A 13,846-nucleotide genomic window follows, 5' to 3' on the forward strand; every position below is an offset into this window, starting at 1 on the left:
AGACGCCGACCTCGGCCAGTACGGACGCGTCCGCCTGCGACACCCGCAGCCGGTCCCGCACAGCCACCCCGCCCGGGCCGGGCACCACGAACGACGCCGTCAACTCCCGCAACCCGCCCACCCGTTCACCCCCATCGGCCGAAGTTTCCCGTCACGGCAGTCAACGAGCAGCCTCCGCAAAGGTCACCCATTCGACCCAGGAACTCCCGTTCCCCCGAAGAACGAAGGGCCACAAACACACCCCAGGCCGGAGCAGACCCTCCTGAAGCGCAGCGGAACAACCACATCCAGCCCCGGGCACTCACTCACGCTCACCAAAAGTCACTCATGCGCAGTCAACCGGCAGAAGTTCCCAACCCCCCGAACCGCCGCACCGCCAACGGAAAGAACACCCCCACCAGCACCAACGGCCACAGCACCGCCGCCCACACATGCCCCGGCTCCCCGCCCGGGCCGCCGAACAGATCCCGTACCGCCGTCGCCGTCTGGGACATCGGGTTCCACTCGACCACCGTGCCCAGCCACTCCGGCATGGACTCGGGGGTCGCGATGGCGTTGGAGAGGAAGCCGACCGGCCAGACCAGGATCTGCACGGCCTGCACCAGTTCCGGCTTCCCGGCCACCATCGCCAGATGGATGCCGATCCACAGCATGGCGAAACGGAACAGCAGGAGCAGCCCGACGGCTCCGAGGAAGCCGGAGACCCCGCCGTGCGTCCGCCAGCCGATCGCGTACCCGACGCCGATCATCACCGTCAGACTCACCGCCGACTGGAGCATGTCGGCGACCGAACGCCCCACCAGCACCGCGCCGTTGGCCATCGGCATGGACCGGAAGCGGTCGATCACGCCCTTGTTGAGGTCCTGCGTGACGGCGAGCATCGTGCCCTCCAGGCCGAAGGCCATGGTGAGCGCGAGCATGCCGGGGACCAGGTAGTCGACGTAGCCCCCTTCGACTTCCCGCCCGCCGCCGATGAGGTAGCCGAACATCAGCAGGAGCATCACGGGAAAGACCAGGCCGACCACGACCTGCACGGGCTGCCGTGCCCAGTGGGCGAGTTCGCGCCGGGTCATGGTCCAGGAATCGGTCAGTGCGTACGCGCGCGTGGCGTACCGGCTCGTGGCGTACGTGCTCGTACTCACGCGGTCTCCTTCACTCGGTGGTCGCCGGTGAGGTGCAGGAACACCTCGTCCAGCGTCGGGCGGCGCAGGGCCACGTCCTCCGCCTCGATGCCGGCCTCCTCCAGGGCCCGTACGACGCCGGACAGCGCAGCCATCCGGTCGGTGACCGGGGCGCTGAGCAGCCGGCGGTCGGCGTCGACCGACACCTCCGACGCGGCGAGCGGCAACAGGGCCACCGCCGCGCCCAGTTGGCCCGCGTCCCGCAGGACCACGTCGATACGGTCGCCTCCGGTCATCGCCTTCAGATCGTCCGCCGTGCCGTCGGCGATGACCCGGCCGCGGTCGACGACCGAGATGCGGTCGGCGAGCTGGTCGGCCTCCTCCAGGTACTGCGTGGTCAGCAGGACCGTCGTACCGGCGCCGACCAGGGAGCGGACCGCGGCCCACACCTCGGCGCGGCCGCGCGGGTCGAGGCCGGTCGTCGGTTCGTCCAGGAAGAGGACCTCGGGGTCGGTGATGAGGGAGGCCGCCAGGTCGAGGCGGCGTCGCATACCGCCGCTGTAGGCGCCGACGGCCTTGCGGCCGGTGTCGGTGAGGCCGAAGCGCTCCAGGAGCTCGCCGGCCCGCACGCGCGCGTGCCGGGCGCCCAGGTGGTACAGACGGCCGAACATCTCCAGGTTCTGGCGGCCGGACAACTCCTCGTCGAGGGCCGCGTGCTGACCGAGCAGGCCGATGCGGAAGCGGACCTCCTGGGGCTGGGTCACGAGGTCGTACCCCGCCACCTCGATCCGGCCGGCGTCGGGCCGCAGCAGGGTGGACAGGATCCGGACCAGGGTCGTCTTGCCCGCGCCGTTCGGCCCGAGCACGCCGTGCACCGTTCCTCGCCCGACCAGCAGGTCGAGTCCGTCCAGTGCCTTCTTGTCGCCGTACTTCTTGTGTGCGCCTTCGACGGTGATCGCCGTGTCGGCCACTGCCACTCCCTCGCTCACTCGCCCGGTTAGTCAAACTTGACTACCTTTCCAAAGTGGCGCCGCCTCCCCCATTGGTCAAACTTGATTAGCGCGCATCTCCCGGATGCCGCTCATCCGTCGCGTACGGGTTCTCCTCGCCCTCCGTCAGCACGCCGACGAAGGGCTCGCCCTCACCTGCGAAGGTGTAGGCGCCACCCTCGATACGGGCGATCAGCCCCTGGGTCCACTCGGCCTCGGCGTCGGCCGTGTGGATCCAGAGGTTCATGATCTCGCCGATGTGGCCGAGCTGCTCCGGGCCGTCCTCGGGCACGTAGTGCTCGGTGACACCGGAGCGCCACTCCTCGATGCGCCGGATCCGCTCCTTCAGCAGCGCCACGGCCTCGGCGCGCGGCAGCTCGACCATGAAGCCGATGGCCGCCGACTTCATGTCCATCTTCTGGTCGTACGAGGTCAGAGCCTCGCGCACCAGCCTGAAGCACTCCTCGGTACCGGCTTCGGTGATCTCGTACTCCGTGCGCGGTGGCCCGCCCGCGGTGGACGGCGCGATCTCGTGCGCGTGCAGCAGCCCCTGCTTGGCCATCTGCTTGAGCGCGTGGTAGATCGAGCCGGGCTTGGCGTTGGACCACTCGTGCGCGCCCCAGTACTCCAGGTCGTTGCGCACCTGGTAGCCGTGGGCCCGCCCGTGCTGACGCACCGCGCCGAGCACGAGGAGACGGATCGCTGACATGTGGTCCAGATTAGGCGGCCACATCGAAGCACCCCGCGTCAACCCCAGGAGGTGCCCTGCTCCTTCGCCACCAGTTCGAAGGCGGTCGCGCCGTCCAGGGACTCGCGGATGATGTCGGCGTGGCCGGCGTGCCGGGCCGTCTCGCGGATCAGGCACAGGACCAGCCAGCGCATCGAGACGCGCTCGTCCGGCGGGAACCAGGGATCGTTCGGGAGCGGAAAGGTGTCGTCGAGGCTGGGAACCGCGCGGACGAACGCCTCCGTCTCGGCGGCGACCTTCTCCCAGTACGCGAGCTGCGACTCGACGGTCTCGTCGCCCGCCAGCTGGAAGCACTCGTGCCAGTTCGACTCGTCGCGCTTCACCGCCGGCGCCTCACCCTTGGCGCGGGCCACCCAGCCCTGCTCGACCTCGGCGACATGCTTGAGCAGGCCGGCCAGAGACAGTTCGCTGGCACTGGGGCGCGACGAGGCCTGCTCGTCCGTCAGCCCGAGCAGCGCCCGCCGGATGCCGCCGCGCTGCTCGGCAAGGAAGGAGAGCAGCGCCCCGCGCTCGTCGCCCGGGGCTTCCGCGCGAACGTGAGTGACCATGACCGGCCGCCTTTCGTCGGTATCGGGGGATTTCCCCTGACACCGACGAAGCTACGGCCCCTTGCGGACACCTTCTGTCCGCAAGGGGCCGGGCAACCCGAAAAGAAGGGCCGAAGAAGAACTAGAACGGGAAGCCGCTCCGCCCGTGCTGCACCGAGATCCACTTCAGCGTGGTGAACGAGTCCGCCGACGTCTCGCCGTTCAGGCGGCCGATGCCGGAGTGCTTCTCGCCGCCGAACGGGACGAGCGGCTCGTCGTGGACGGTGCCGTCGTTCACGTGGAACATGCCGGTGTCGATCTGCTTGGCGAAGTTCACGCCGCGCTCGATGTCACCGGTGTGGACGGCACCGCTCAGGCCGTACGGGGTGTCGTTGACGATGCGTACGGCCTCCTCCTCGCCGTCGAAGGGGATGAGGAAGGCGACCGGGCCGAAGACCTCCTGCTGGAGCAGGGCGGAGTCGGCGGGGACGTCGGTGAGGACGGACGGCTCGACCAGGTTGTCGGTCGTGGTGCCGTGCACAAGCGCCGTGGCGCCCTCGGCGAGCGCCTGCTCGACGACGGCGGAAAGGGCGTCCGCCTGGGAGGAGTTGATGACCGGGCCGATGACGGTCTCGGGGTCGCGCGGGTCGCCGACCTTGAGGTTCCTGACCTTGGCGACGAACTTCTCGGTGAACTCGTCCGCGATCGAACGGTCCACGAGGACACGGTTCGCGGCCATGCAGACCTGGCCCTGGTGGACGTACCGGCTGAAGACCGCCGCGTCGACCGCGTAGTCGATGTCGGCGTCGTCGAGGACCACCAGCGCGCTGTTGCCGCCCAGTTCGAGGACCGAGCGCTTGAAGTTCGCGGCGCAGACGGTGGCGACGTGGCGGCCGACCTTGTCGGAGCCGGTGAAGGAGATGACCTTGGGGATCGGGTGCTCGATGAAGGCGTCGCCGATCTCCGCGATGTCCGTGATGACGACGTTGAGCAGACCGCCGGGCAGCCCTGCGTCCTCGAAGATCTTCGCGACCAGGGAGCCGCCGACGATCGGCGTGTTCTGGTGCGGCTTGAGGACGACGCCGTTGCCGAGCGCGAGCGCCGGGGCGACCGACTTGATCGACAGCAGGAACGGGAAGTTGAAGGGGCTGATCACGCCCACGACGCCGACCGGCACGCGATAGAGGCGGTTCTCCTTGCCGTCGACCGGCGACGGGAGGATCCGGCCCTCGGGACGCAGCGCCACGTGGATCGACTCGCGCAGGAACTCCTTGGCGAGGTGGAGCTCGAAGCCGGCCTTCAGCCGGGTGCCGCCGAGCTCGGCGATGATCACCTCGGCGATCTCCTGCTCGCGCTCCTCGATCAGCCTGAGCGCCTTCTCGAAGACCGCCCGGCGGGCGTACGGGTTGGTCGCGGCCCACGTCTTCTGGGCGCGGGCGGCCGCCTGGTACGCCTCGTCGACCTCGTCGACCGTGGCTATGGTGATCGACGCCAGCTTCTCGTCGTCGTACGGATTGAAGTCGATGATGTCCCAGGAGCCTGTACCCGGGCGCCACTCACCGTCGATGTACTGCTGAGCCAGGTCGGTGAAGTAGGACGACATGTGATCCCCAAATCACTAGCAGACACACGATCAACGTCACGGTCTGATCACACGTCATCGTACTTGCGTCGCAAGCGAGTTGGGCACTCTCCGCAATCTTGTGGGGAGAACTCAGGGAGAACCCTAGGAAAGTTGGAGGAGACCCCGCAGAAGGTCCCGGCTCTCGTCCGGTCCGGGGCTGTCCTGCTGGAGCTCCTTCAGCGCCTTCTCGTACTGCGCGACGTCCTCGTGCTTGTCCAGGTACAGCGCGCTGGTGAGCTGCTCCAGGTACACGACGTCGGACAGGTCGGACTCCGGGAAGGAGAGGATCGTGAACGCGCCACTTTCACCGGAGTGCCCGCCGAAGCCGAACGGCATGATCTGCAGCCGCATGTTGGGGCGTGCGGAGATGTCGATCAGGTGCTGGAGCTGACCGCGCATCACCTCGCGGTCGCCGTAAGGGCGGCGCAGGGCGGCCTCGTCCAGGACGATGTGGAACTCGGGGGCGCCGTCGTCCAGAAGGTACTTCTGCCGCTCCAGACGCAGCGCCACGCGCCGCTCCACGTCCTCCGCGCTCGCGCCCTTCATGCCGCGCCGGACGACCGCGCGGGCGTACGCCTCGGTCTGCAACAGGCCGTGCACGAACTGGACTTCGTACGCGCGGATCAGGGACGCCGCGCCCTCCAGGCCGACATAGGTGGGGAACCAGCTCGGCAGCACGTCCGAGTAACTGTGCCACCAGCCCGCGACGTTGGCCTCCTTGGCAAGGGAGAGCAACGAGTTGCGCTCCGCCTCGTCCGTGATGCCGTACAGCGTCAGCAGGTCCTCCACGTCCCGTGTCTTGAAGCTCACCCGGCCCAACTCCATCCGGCTGATCTTCGACTCGGACGCGCGGATCGAGTACCCCGCGGCCTCACGGGTGATCCCGCGTGCCTCACGCAGTCGCCTGAGTTGCGAGCCGAGCAGCATCCGCCGCACCACCGATCCGGGCTCTCCCGCGCTCACGTTCGTCAGCCTCCCCAACCGTCTTCAGAGGCCGAAGTCTGCCACTAAAACACTCCGAGCAGTACTCGTCCGATTACAGAGATGGAAAGAAGTTGATCCATCCGCACAGTGGGCAGACAGGTTCTGGAAAGGAGTGTGCAAGAAGTCGAGGAGAAGATGGCGGAAAAATTGGCCAACAAGTGGTACGGGAGGGTCCAATTCGGTCACGTGCACGTGCATCTGCCCTTGCATCTGCTGTACGCATCCGAAACCATGGTCCCGCGCAACCGCTGCATCGCAACGACCGCGACCTCCCGGGAGTGCCTCGCATGGGGACGAATGGATCGACCATGCTCGAGCCGTTACGGCAGGGCCTTCCGCCGCTGGACCCCGCGGCCGTGTCCAGCGCCGCCTCCTGTGCGCTGCCCGCCCGCTACGAAGCGGTGCGCGAGGCACGGCAGTTCACCCGCAGAACGCTGAACCAGTGGGACCTGGACGACCGTTTCGACGACGTCGCTCTGGTGGTCTCGGAGCTGGTGACCAACGCGCTGCGGCACGCACTGCCGGCCAACACCCCGCGCATACCGGAGCACGGCCCGCCCGTGCGACTGCACCTGATGCGGTGGACCGAGCGGTTGGTGTGCGCCGTGCGCGACCCCAGCCCGGACAGCCCCGTCACCCGCGAGACCGACGACTTCTCGGCGGAGTCCGGCCGCGGGCTGTTCCTCGTCGATTCCTTCAGCGACAGCTGGGGCTGGCACCCGCTGGCGGGCAATCTGGGCGGGAAGGTCGTCTGGGCGCTGTTCCGGCTGCCGCAGCCGCAGGCGGGCGAATGACGAACCTCGGCGTCTTCTGACGCCGAGGTTCTACGCGCGTTACGGCATACGTTACGACCCGTAAAGCACTGATTGCCCTCGGTTGCCCCCGAGGAGCGAGCGGCCGTCGGTCGCGTCAGCTCGCTATCAGGTGGTCGAACTCGCCGTCCTTGATGCCGAGCAGCATCGCCTCGATCTCCGCCCGGGTATAGACGAGCGCCGGGCCGTCCGGGAAGCGAGAGTTGCGCACGGCCACCTCGCCGCCCGGGAGGCGGGCGAACTCCACGCAGGAGCCCTGCGAGTTGCTGTGCCGACTCTTCTGCCAGGCCACCCCGTCCAGCCGGGGGGCAGGCATGCCGTTGTACACGCCGGACGCGTCTTCAACGTCGTACACGTCGTGGTCCACAGGTCGCTCCCCGGTGGTGCATTGGCTGGTGAGGCCATTGATGCAATGGTCAACTGGACCGGATCATAGCCCTGTTCATGTGCAGACGCATGGGCAGATGCATCTGCAGATGCACGTGCACGGGGGGTGTTCCTGCGGTTACAGCTTTGACGGACGTTTTACCGCGATGCCGCGTGCACCAAGGCTTGCCCTAGAAAGAGACGCATGGCGCGGCATTCGTGTTCCACTGACCGGACGATGGCCGGAACGGACCGTCGTCCGGCCGGTGGTTTCGGTGCGTTACCGGGGAGCCGCCGTCAGCGGCCGGAGTACGGCAACAGTGCCATCTCCCGCGCGTTCTTGATCGCGCGGGTCAGCAGTCGCTGCTGCTGGGCGGTGACGCGGGTGACCCGGCGGCTGCGGATCTTGCCGCGGTCGGAGATGAACTTCCGCAGCAGATCGGTGTCCTTGTAGTCGATGTACGTGATGGCCGGGTCGAGCGGATTCGGCCGGTTCTTGGCGGGCTTGCGGTCGGTCCTGCGGGGCGGCATGGCGGGGTCAGACCTCCAGGAGGGTGTCGAAGGCGGGCGGCAGTCGCTTCCAGGTGTCGCGCCCGGCGGCGTACTCGGCGTCGGTCAGCAGGCAGGACTCCAGCAGCGACGCCAGCCCGTCGCGGTCGAGGCCGGGGGACGTGAAGACGAGGTGCTGGCAGCAGTCGCCGTGCTCGGGGTGCCAGTCCAGCGCGGCGGCGGCGCGGCGCACCGGCGGGACCATCTCCCAGGCCGCGTCCGGGAGGGACGCGAGCCACGGGCCCGCGCTCTCCACGCACAGCGCCCCGCCGGCCGCGTCCCAGTGCAGCAGCGAGTCCGGCTTGTCGGCGAGCCAGAACCGGCCCCGGCTGCGGGCGGCGGCACAGGTGATGTCCTCCAGAGCCTCGTACAGCCGCCCCGGGTGGAAGGGGCGGCGGCGGTGCCAGACGAGGGTGGAGACGCCGTGCGCGTCGGCCTCGGCGGGGAGCAGGGCGCAGGCGGGGTGCTGGGCGGCCGCGGCGGCTTCCACGTCGAAACCGGCGAAAGCGGCGCGGGCCAGCGGGGACGACAGGGGCGGGTGACCGCCGGACGCCGGGCCGGACGAGGACGACGCCAAGAAGTCGCCGCCCGATGCGCCCGGTACGCCGCTCGCGCCCGCCGGGTCGCCGTGGCCGATCGGGACCCGGCGGGCCGTCGGATGCAGCTGGGCCAGCAGCTCCCGGTCCTCGTCGTCGGCCTCCGGGGAGTCGGCGAGGGCGAGGACGGGGGCGTACTCCAGCTGCCGTGCGAAGGTGTCGGCGACCGTCCGCTGGTCGGTGGCCGCGGCCGCGAGGCCGCCCTCGGCCAGGTCGTCGCCGTTGCCGAGGTACGGCAGGACGAGCGCCGGGTCGACGGCGGTGATCACGCCGGTGACGGTGAGCCCGCCGGACATGACCACCTCCGCCATGGCCTTGGGCTCGACGGAGTCCCACAGCTCGACGACCGCGAGGCGGGTGTCCCCCGCGTCCGCGAGCCGACGCAGCTCCGGCACCAGGTCCTCCCTGAGCGCACAGCAGGCGCAGTCGTTGACGAGCGGCGCCTCGCCCGCGGACAGGATGCCGGTGGCGTCGCGGACGGTGCGTACGACGGTGCCGGCCGCGGCGGTGGCCAGGTCGTGGTGGAGTACGACACTGCCGGGCACGTCGGCGAGCAGCCGCTCCACGGCCGCCTTGCGGGCGTCGGCGTGCAGCCCGCCGACGATCACGACGGGGAGCGCAGAAGGCACAGCCACGGCGCTAGCCCTGCCTTCCGTACCGGCGTTCGAAGCGCTCGACGCGCCCGGCGGTGTCCAGGACGCGGGCGGTGCCCGTGTAGAAGGGGTGGCTGACGTCGGAGATCTCGACGTCGACGACCGGGTAGGTGTTGCCGTCCTCCCACTCGATCGTCTTCTCGCGGGTCGTGGCCGAAAGAGTCGACCGGGTCAGGAAGGCGTAATTCGCGGCACGGTCGCGGAAGACGACAGGACCGTAGTCCGGGTGGATTCCCTTGCGCATGGCGGTGGTTCAGCGCTCCTCTCGGAAGTCGACATGGCGGCCGGCGACCGGGTCGAACTTGCGCAGCGTCATGCGGTCCGGGTCGTTGCGGCGGTTCTTGCGGGTCACGTAGGTGAAGCCGGTCCCGGCGGTGGACCGGAGCTTGATGACCGGGCGGAGTTCGTTACGAGCCATGCTGCTATCTTACTGAAAATGAATTCCATTTACACAACCGCTCCGAGAGAGGTGCATCACCCCGTGTCCGCCCACTGCATGCTGACCGGAGCACAGCCCGGCTTCGGCAACCGCATCTCCCACTCCCACCGGCGCACCTCGCGCCGCTTCGACCCCAACATCCAGTCCAAGCGCTACTGGCTGCCGAGCGAGGGCCGCCACGTACGGCTGCGGCTGAGCACCAAGGGGATCAAGACCGTCGACACGATCGGCGTCGAGGCGGCCGTGGCCCGGATCCGGGCGCGAGGGGTGAAGGTCTGATGGCGAAGAAGAGCAAGATCGCGAAGAACGAGCAGCGGCAGGAGATCGTCGCGCGGTACGCCGCCCGCCGGGCCGAGCTGAAGGAGATCGTCCGGCGGCCCTCCTCGACGGAGGCGGAACGGCTCGCCGCACAGCGGGAGTTGCGCCGGCAGCCGCGGGACGCCAGCCCCACACGCGTACGCAACCGCGACCAGGTGGACGGGCGGCCCCGCGGTTACTTCCGTGCCTTCGGACTGTCCCGGGTGGGTCTGCGTACCCAGGCGCACGCGGGGTACCTGCCAGGCGTTCGCAAGTCGTCCTGGTAGGCCCGGTTACGCCCTGGTAGCTTGCTGCGGTCCTTCCGGCCGGCCCGGCCGACCGGCTACAGCTTGGGAGCTTCCAGTGACTTCGGCGACCTTCTCGCGTACGGCGACGCGGCGGCGGGTGCGGATCGCGGCCGCCGCCGCATCTCTGGCCGGTGTGCTCGCGCTGACCGCGTGCAGTGGTGACGGCGGCTCCGACGACGAGGCTTCCGGCAGCCCCGGTACGTCCGCGAGCGCGAGCGCGGACACCGGCGGCACGACCGGCGGCAGCGAGGGGTCCACGACCGCGTCCGAGGGTCTTGAGGGCAACTGGCTGGCCACCACCGACGGCAAGGCCGTGGCGCTGGTGATCACCGGCACCGAGGCCGGGCTCTTCGCCACCGGCGGTGCCGTGTGCAGCGGCACCGCCGGCAAGGAGTCGGGCGCGGAGAAGATCCGTCTCAAGTGCTCGGACGGCAGCAAGGACCGGGCCGAGGGGACGGTCGACTCCGTCGGCAAGTCCTCGCTCGAGGTGACCTGGAAGAGTGGTCTCGGCACGGAGACCTACACCAGGTCGGAGGGCGGACAGCTGCCGAGCGACCTGCCGACGGCGAGCCTGGGGTCCTGACCCTCGGCTCCAGGGAGGGTCGGGCAACCGCACCTCCGTTTCATGCGTGATGATCCATGCACTGGACCATCGGCATCACGCTCCCAGAGGACCCTTATGCGCACCGCCCCCACCCTCGCCGCCGCCGCCCTCGCCGCCGCCCTCCTCCTGACCGCCTGCGACGACAGCGGCGCCGGGAGCGACACGGAGGACAAGGCCAAGGACAGCACCGCCTGCAAGATCGACGAGGTCGCCGTCGACGTCGGGCCCGCCGCCGAGGCTCCCGCCGCAGGGGACACGGGCAGCGTTCCCGTCACGATCACCAACGGCGCCACCGAGTGCACCCTCGACGGCCTCCCCGCCGTCGACCTCTACGCGGGCGGCACCTCGACGAACGTCCTCCCGGACCCGGCCGCCAAGGCCCAGAAGCTGACCCTCGCCGCGAACCAGGCCGTGTCCTTCACGATCACCTACGTCCGGGGCGAGCCGGGCGGCGCGAAGACGCTGGCCGTGAAGACGGCGAAGTTCAGCCTGCCCGGCGCCGCCACGGCCGTGCACAGCTTCCCGTGGTCGTACGGCGACGTCGCGCTGAAGAGCGACGGAAAGGAGCCCGACGCCACGGTGAGCGGGTTCCAGCAGGTGGGCGACTGACGCGGCCGACAGGCGTGCGGCCGGCTCAGCCGAGCGGGCGGCGCGCCCGGACCTGCGCCCGGTCGGCCGCCTGAGAACCCTCCGTCCAGCCCGCCTCGTCGCTGACGCCTCGCAGGCGGGTCGTGGTGGTCTCCGGGAACATGCGGTCCAGGCGGTCGGTGACGGCGACCTCGCGGGTGGCGAGGACGGGCAGCAGGTCCTCGCTCACCGGGCTCGCGGCGGCCTCGCGCAGGCGGGTGCCGACCCGGTGGGCATAGGCCGCGAGGAAGGACTGCCGGAAGGTCTTGGTCCGCCTACGGCCGCCCGCGCGCTGCGCCGCCTCCGCCTTCGCCATCGCGGACCGGGCCTGGACGAGCAGCGAGGTGTGGAGCAGCTCGACCACCTCCAGGTCCGCTTCGAAGCCGACGACGGTGGAGAAGCCGAGGGGTTCGTTCCACACGGCCCGGCAGTGGTTGGCGGTGGCGACCGCGTCCAGCAGCACCGCCTTGGCCTGCTCGTACGGCGGCTCGACGCCGATCCGGCAGGCGCCGGGGGCGTCGGCCGCGGGCGCCCCGGCCGCGAGCAGCGCCTCGTCGACACTGTGCCGGGCCATCAGCTCCTGCGCCTTGGCGCTGAGCGCTTCGGCCTCCTCCGGGAAGCCGGTCGCCTCCGCCTTGGCGAGGAGGGCGCGGATACGGGTGAGCATGCGGGAGTCGGACCCCGGGTGGTGCCGGGCGGCGGGCTCCTCCAGGGGCTCGATGGCGGGCAGGTTCAGGAGGAGGCGGTACAGCTCCAGGACGGTGGTGGCGTACGAGAAGCGGTCGGTGCCGGGCGGGGCCTCGGCGGCCTCGGCCGTCAGTTCGTCGAGCTGTGCGGTCCAGCGCGGGCCGCGCGGACGGTCGTCCGGCACCTGGGAGCGGATCATCGCGGACAGCACGCGCGCGTGCACGTCGCCCAGCTCGCGCCGCACGATCCGTACGACGTCGGCGGGCTGCCAGCCGCGCCGCCAGGCCGTCGCCACGAACTCCCGGCCCCGCCGGTCGAGTTCGGCATCCGCCGCGGGGTCGGCCGCGAGGAGGGAGGCACCGGTGTCGAGGGCGGAGTCGGTGTCGGCGTAGAGGGCGGCCTGGAAGGCGCGTTCGACGGTGCTGGTCACCGGGCGATCGTCTCACCCCCCGAAACTCGGTCGCCGCCGCACATCCGGGCTTCGAGCATGGCCCGCATGGTGGACATGTCTCTCTACGCGGCCTTCCTCGTCGCCGCCTTCGCGCTCTGCGTCACCCCCGGTCCCGACATGATGTTCATCGTGGCGATGGGCGGCCGGGGCGGGCCCACGGCCGGGGTGATGGCCGCGTTCGGCGTGGCCTGCGCCATGCTCGTGCACACGGTGGCCGCCGCGCTCGGGCTGTCGGCGCTGTTCCTGACGCTCCCGACGCTCTATCACGTGCTGCGGTGGGTGGGCGCGGCCTATCTGCTCTACCTGGCGGTGAAGGCGTTCCGGGACCGGTCGGTGCCGGGCGAGGAGGAGGCCGCGGGGGCCGGTTCGGGGCTGCGGCGGGCCTTCTGGCAGGGCGCCGTGACCAATCTGCTCAACCCCAAGGTGATCCTCTTCAACGTGGCGTTCCTGCCGCAGTTCGTGGATCCGTCGCTGGGGCACGTCCAGGGCCAGTTCCTGCTGCTCGGCTTCACGATCGTGGTGATGGGCTTCCTGTGGGACGGCTTCGTGGGCCTGCTCTCGGGGCGGCTGGCCTCGGTCCTGCGCCGCAGCGCGCGGGTGAACCGGGGGCTGAACATCCTCTCCGGGACGGTCTTCGCGGGACTGGCGGTGCGGCTGGTGGCGGCGCCGAAGTAGTGTCAACCCGAGGTTGACACCTAACCCCTGTCAACCTACGGTTGACACATGACGAACCCCGACATCACGTCGTCCGTACGTCTCGACGACCTCATCACGGCCATCAAAAAGGTCCACGACAAGCCCCTCGAACAGCTCCAGGACGCGGTGCTCGCCGGTGAGCACCTCGGCGACGTGGCCGACCATCTGATCGGTCACTTCGTGGACCAGGCGCGGCGCTCGGGCGCCTCCTGGACGGACATCGGCCAGAGCATGGGGGTCACCCGGCAGGCCGCGCAGAAGCGGTTCGTGCCGAAGGAGGGCACGGACCTCGGCGCGAACCAGGACTTCAGCCGCTACACGCACCGCGCGCGCAACACGGTGATGGCCGCCCACAACGAGGCCATCGCGGCCCGCAATCCCGAGGGCCGCCCCGAGCACCTGGTCCTCGGCCTGCTGGCCGAACCGGAGGGCCTGGCCGCCAAAGCGATCACCGCGCAGGGCGTCCTCCTGGACGCCGTACGCCAGGCCGCCGGCGCCGCGCTGCCGCCCGCGGCCGAGGACGTACCGTCGCTCGTCCCCTACGGCTCCGACGCCAAGAAGGTCCTGGAGCTGACCTTCCGCGAGGCCCTGCGCCTCGGCCACAACTACGTCGGCACCGAGCACATCCTGCTCGCCCTGCTGGAGTTCGAGAACGGCCAGGGGGTCCTGTCGGGCCTCGGCATCACCAAGGCGGCGGTCGAGGAGAACGTCACCGCCGCCCTCGCCGAGATCACGGTGAAGTCCGGCGAACAGGACTGAGCACGGCGG

19 protein-coding genes are annotated in these 13,846 nt (G+C 70.1%); 7 read left to right on the plus strand and 12 right to left on the minus strand.

The genetic code is table 11. The features are described 5' to 3' along the window. Positions 1-335: 335 nt before the first annotated feature. From ADK57_RS15415 to ADK57_RS15440, 6 genes are all read right to left on the minus strand, one after another. A complete protein-coding gene (locus ADK57_RS15415; protein WP_053750123.1) occupies positions 336-1,073 on the minus strand; it encodes an ABC transporter permease in 738 nt (245 codons plus the stop codon). Positions 1,074-1,138: 65 nt separating this feature from the next. Further along, a complete protein-coding gene (locus tag ADK57_RS15420) occupies positions 1,139-2,092 on the minus strand; it encodes an ATP-binding cassette domain-containing protein (RefSeq protein ID WP_053750031.1) in 954 nt (317 codons plus the stop codon). A gap of 85 nt (positions 2,093-2,177) precedes the next feature. Then, the gene (locus ADK57_RS15425) at positions 2,178-2,819 is read right to left on the minus strand and encodes a PadR family transcriptional regulator (protein ID WP_053750032.1); all 642 of its coding nucleotides are present in this window, start codon (positions 2,817-2,819) and stop codon (positions 2,178-2,180) included. 38 nt (positions 2,820-2,857) lie between these two features. Continuing rightward, complete coding sequence (locus ADK57_RS15430) at positions 2,858-3,406, minus strand: DinB family protein (RefSeq protein WP_053750033.1); 549 nt, start codon at positions 3,404-3,406, stop codon at positions 2,858-2,860. Positions 3,407-3,527: 121 nt separating this feature from the next. Next, on the minus strand, positions 3,528-4,988 hold the full coding sequence (locus ADK57_RS15435; RefSeq protein WP_053750034.1) for an aldehyde dehydrogenase family protein: 1,461 nt from the start codon (positions 4,986-4,988) through the stop codon (positions 3,528-3,530). Positions 4,989-5,111: 123 nt separating this feature from the next. Beyond that, positions 5,112-5,936, minus strand: coding sequence for a helix-turn-helix domain-containing protein (locus tag ADK57_RS15440; RefSeq protein WP_053750124.1), 825 nt, complete (start codon positions 5,934-5,936; stop codon positions 5,112-5,114). A 365-nt stretch (positions 5,937-6,301) separates the two neighbouring features. On the opposite strand from ADK57_RS15440, the gene ADK57_RS15445 reads away from it, so the two are divergent. Then, complete coding sequence (locus ADK57_RS15445; protein WP_053750035.1) at positions 6,302-6,787, plus strand: ATP-binding protein; 486 nt, start codon at positions 6,302-6,304, stop codon at positions 6,785-6,787. A gap of 115 nt (positions 6,788-6,902) precedes the next feature. Here ADK57_RS15445 and ADK57_RS15450 read toward each other — a convergent pair whose 3' ends face one another. From ADK57_RS15450 to rpmG, 5 genes are all read right to left on the minus strand, one after another. Further along, the gene (locus ADK57_RS15450; RefSeq protein WP_053750036.1) at positions 6,903-7,172 is read right to left on the minus strand and encodes a DUF397 domain-containing protein; all 270 of its coding nucleotides are present in this window, start codon (positions 7,170-7,172) and stop codon (positions 6,903-6,905) included. A gap of 296 nt (positions 7,173-7,468) precedes the next feature. Next, positions 7,469-7,702 (minus strand): 30S ribosomal protein S18, encoded by a 234-nt coding sequence (gene rpsR / locus ADK57_RS15455; protein ID WP_053750037.1) that lies wholly within the window; start codon positions 7,700-7,702, stop codon positions 7,469-7,471. A 7-nt stretch (positions 7,703-7,709) separates the two neighbouring features. Next, positions 7,710-8,951, minus strand: a complete 1,242-nt coding sequence (locus ADK57_RS15460; RefSeq protein WP_420711859.1) for a CobW family GTP-binding protein — start codon at positions 8,949-8,951, stop codon at positions 7,710-7,712. A gap of 4 nt (positions 8,952-8,955) precedes the next feature. Then, entirely contained in the window at positions 8,956-9,213 is a 258-nt protein-coding gene (locus ADK57_RS15465) for a type B 50S ribosomal protein L31 (RefSeq protein ID WP_053750039.1), read from the minus strand. A 9-nt stretch (positions 9,214-9,222) separates the two neighbouring features. Continuing rightward, a complete protein-coding gene (rpmG, locus tag ADK57_RS15470) occupies positions 9,223-9,387 on the minus strand; it encodes a 50S ribosomal protein L33 (protein WP_030846000.1) in 165 nt (54 codons plus the stop codon). A gap of 63 nt (positions 9,388-9,450) precedes the next feature. On the opposite strand from rpmG, the gene rpmB reads away from it, so the two are divergent. From rpmB to ADK57_RS15490, 4 genes are all read left to right on the plus strand, one after another. Then, positions 9,451-9,687, plus strand: a complete 237-nt coding sequence (gene rpmB, locus ADK57_RS15475; protein WP_030043313.1) for a 50S ribosomal protein L28 — start codon at positions 9,451-9,453, stop codon at positions 9,685-9,687. Beyond that, on the plus strand, positions 9,687-9,992 hold the full coding sequence (gene rpsN / locus ADK57_RS15480) for a 30S ribosomal protein S14 (RefSeq protein ID WP_053750040.1): 306 nt from the start codon (positions 9,687-9,689) through the stop codon (positions 9,990-9,992). Before rpmB ends, rpsN begins: the two co-directional genes overlap by 1 nt. A 76-nt stretch (positions 9,993-10,068) precedes the next feature. Then, positions 10,069-10,596, plus strand: a complete 528-nt coding sequence (locus ADK57_RS15485; protein WP_053750041.1) for a hypothetical protein — start codon at positions 10,069-10,071, stop codon at positions 10,594-10,596. A 96-nt stretch (positions 10,597-10,692) separates the two neighbouring features. Next, entirely contained in the window at positions 10,693-11,226 is a 534-nt protein-coding gene (locus tag ADK57_RS15490; protein WP_053750042.1) for a DUF4232 domain-containing protein, read from the plus strand. A 25-nt stretch (positions 11,227-11,251) separates the two neighbouring features. Here ADK57_RS15490 and ADK57_RS15495 read toward each other — a convergent pair whose 3' ends face one another. After that, positions 11,252-12,361: a DUF2786 domain-containing protein gene (locus ADK57_RS15495; protein ID WP_053750043.1), complete on the minus strand. Its 1,110-nt coding sequence runs from the start codon at positions 12,359-12,361 to the stop codon at positions 11,252-11,254. Positions 12,362-12,427: 66 nt separating this feature from the next. Between ADK57_RS15495 and ADK57_RS15500 the strand changes: the two genes are divergently transcribed. After that, entirely contained in the window at positions 12,428-13,057 is a 630-nt protein-coding gene (locus tag ADK57_RS15500) for a LysE family translocator (RefSeq protein ID WP_053750125.1), read from the plus strand. A gap of 48 nt (positions 13,058-13,105) precedes the next feature. Further along, complete coding sequence (locus tag ADK57_RS15505) at positions 13,106-13,837, plus strand: Clp protease N-terminal domain-containing protein (protein WP_053750044.1); 732 nt, start codon at positions 13,106-13,108, stop codon at positions 13,835-13,837. Positions 13,838-13,846 lie beyond the last annotated feature (9 nt).

Source organism: Streptomyces sp. MMG1533, assembly GCF_001279775.1.
Taxonomy (GTDB): domain Bacteria; phylum Actinomycetota; class Actinomycetes; order Streptomycetales; family Streptomycetaceae; genus Streptomyces.

Bases quoted from the DNA above. Each gene is read 5' to 3' on its own strand.
- ADK57_RS15415 (WP_053750123.1), bottom strand. From the start codon at position 1,073: ATGACCCGGCGCGAACTCGCCCACTGGGCACGGCAGCCCGTGCAGGTC.
- ADK57_RS15425 (WP_053750032.1), bottom strand. From the start codon at position 2,819: ATGTCAGCGATCCGTCTCCTCGTGCTCGGCGCGGTGCGTCAGCACGGG.
- ADK57_RS15430 (WP_053750033.1), bottom strand. From the start codon at position 3,406: ATGGTCACTCACGTTCGCGCGGAAGCCCCGGGCGACGAGCGCGGGGCG.
- ADK57_RS15435 (WP_053750034.1), bottom strand. From the start codon at position 4,988: ATGTCGTCCTACTTCACCGACCTGGCTCAGCAGTACATCGACGGTGAG.
- ADK57_RS15440 (WP_053750124.1), bottom strand. From the start codon at position 5,936: ATGCTGCTCGGCTCGCAACTCAGGCGACTGCGTGAGGCACGCGGGATC.
- ADK57_RS15445 (WP_053750035.1), top strand. From the start codon at position 6,302: ATGCTCGAGCCGTTACGGCAGGGCCTTCCGCCGCTGGACCCCGCGGCC.
- rpsR (WP_053750037.1), bottom strand. From the start codon at position 7,702: ATGCCGCCCCGCAGGACCGACCGCAAGCCCGCCAAGAACCGGCCGAAT.
- ADK57_RS15465 (WP_053750039.1), bottom strand. From the start codon at position 9,213: ATGCGCAAGGGAATCCACCCGGACTACGGTCCTGTCGTCTTCCGCGAC.
- rpmG (WP_030846000.1), bottom strand. From the start codon at position 9,387: ATGGCTCGTAACGAACTCCGCCCGGTCATCAAGCTCCGGTCCACCGCC.
- rpsN (WP_053750040.1), top strand. From the start codon at position 9,687: ATGGCGAAGAAGAGCAAGATCGCGAAGAACGAGCAGCGGCAGGAGATC.
- ADK57_RS15490 (WP_053750042.1), top strand. From the start codon at position 10,693: ATGCGCACCGCCCCCACCCTCGCCGCCGCCGCCCTCGCCGCCGCCCTC.
- ADK57_RS15500 (WP_053750125.1), top strand. From the start codon at position 12,428: ATGGTGGACATGTCTCTCTACGCGGCCTTCCTCGTCGCCGCCTTCGCG.
- ADK57_RS15505 (WP_053750044.1), top strand. From the start codon at position 13,106: ATGACGAACCCCGACATCACGTCGTCCGTACGTCTCGACGACCTCATC.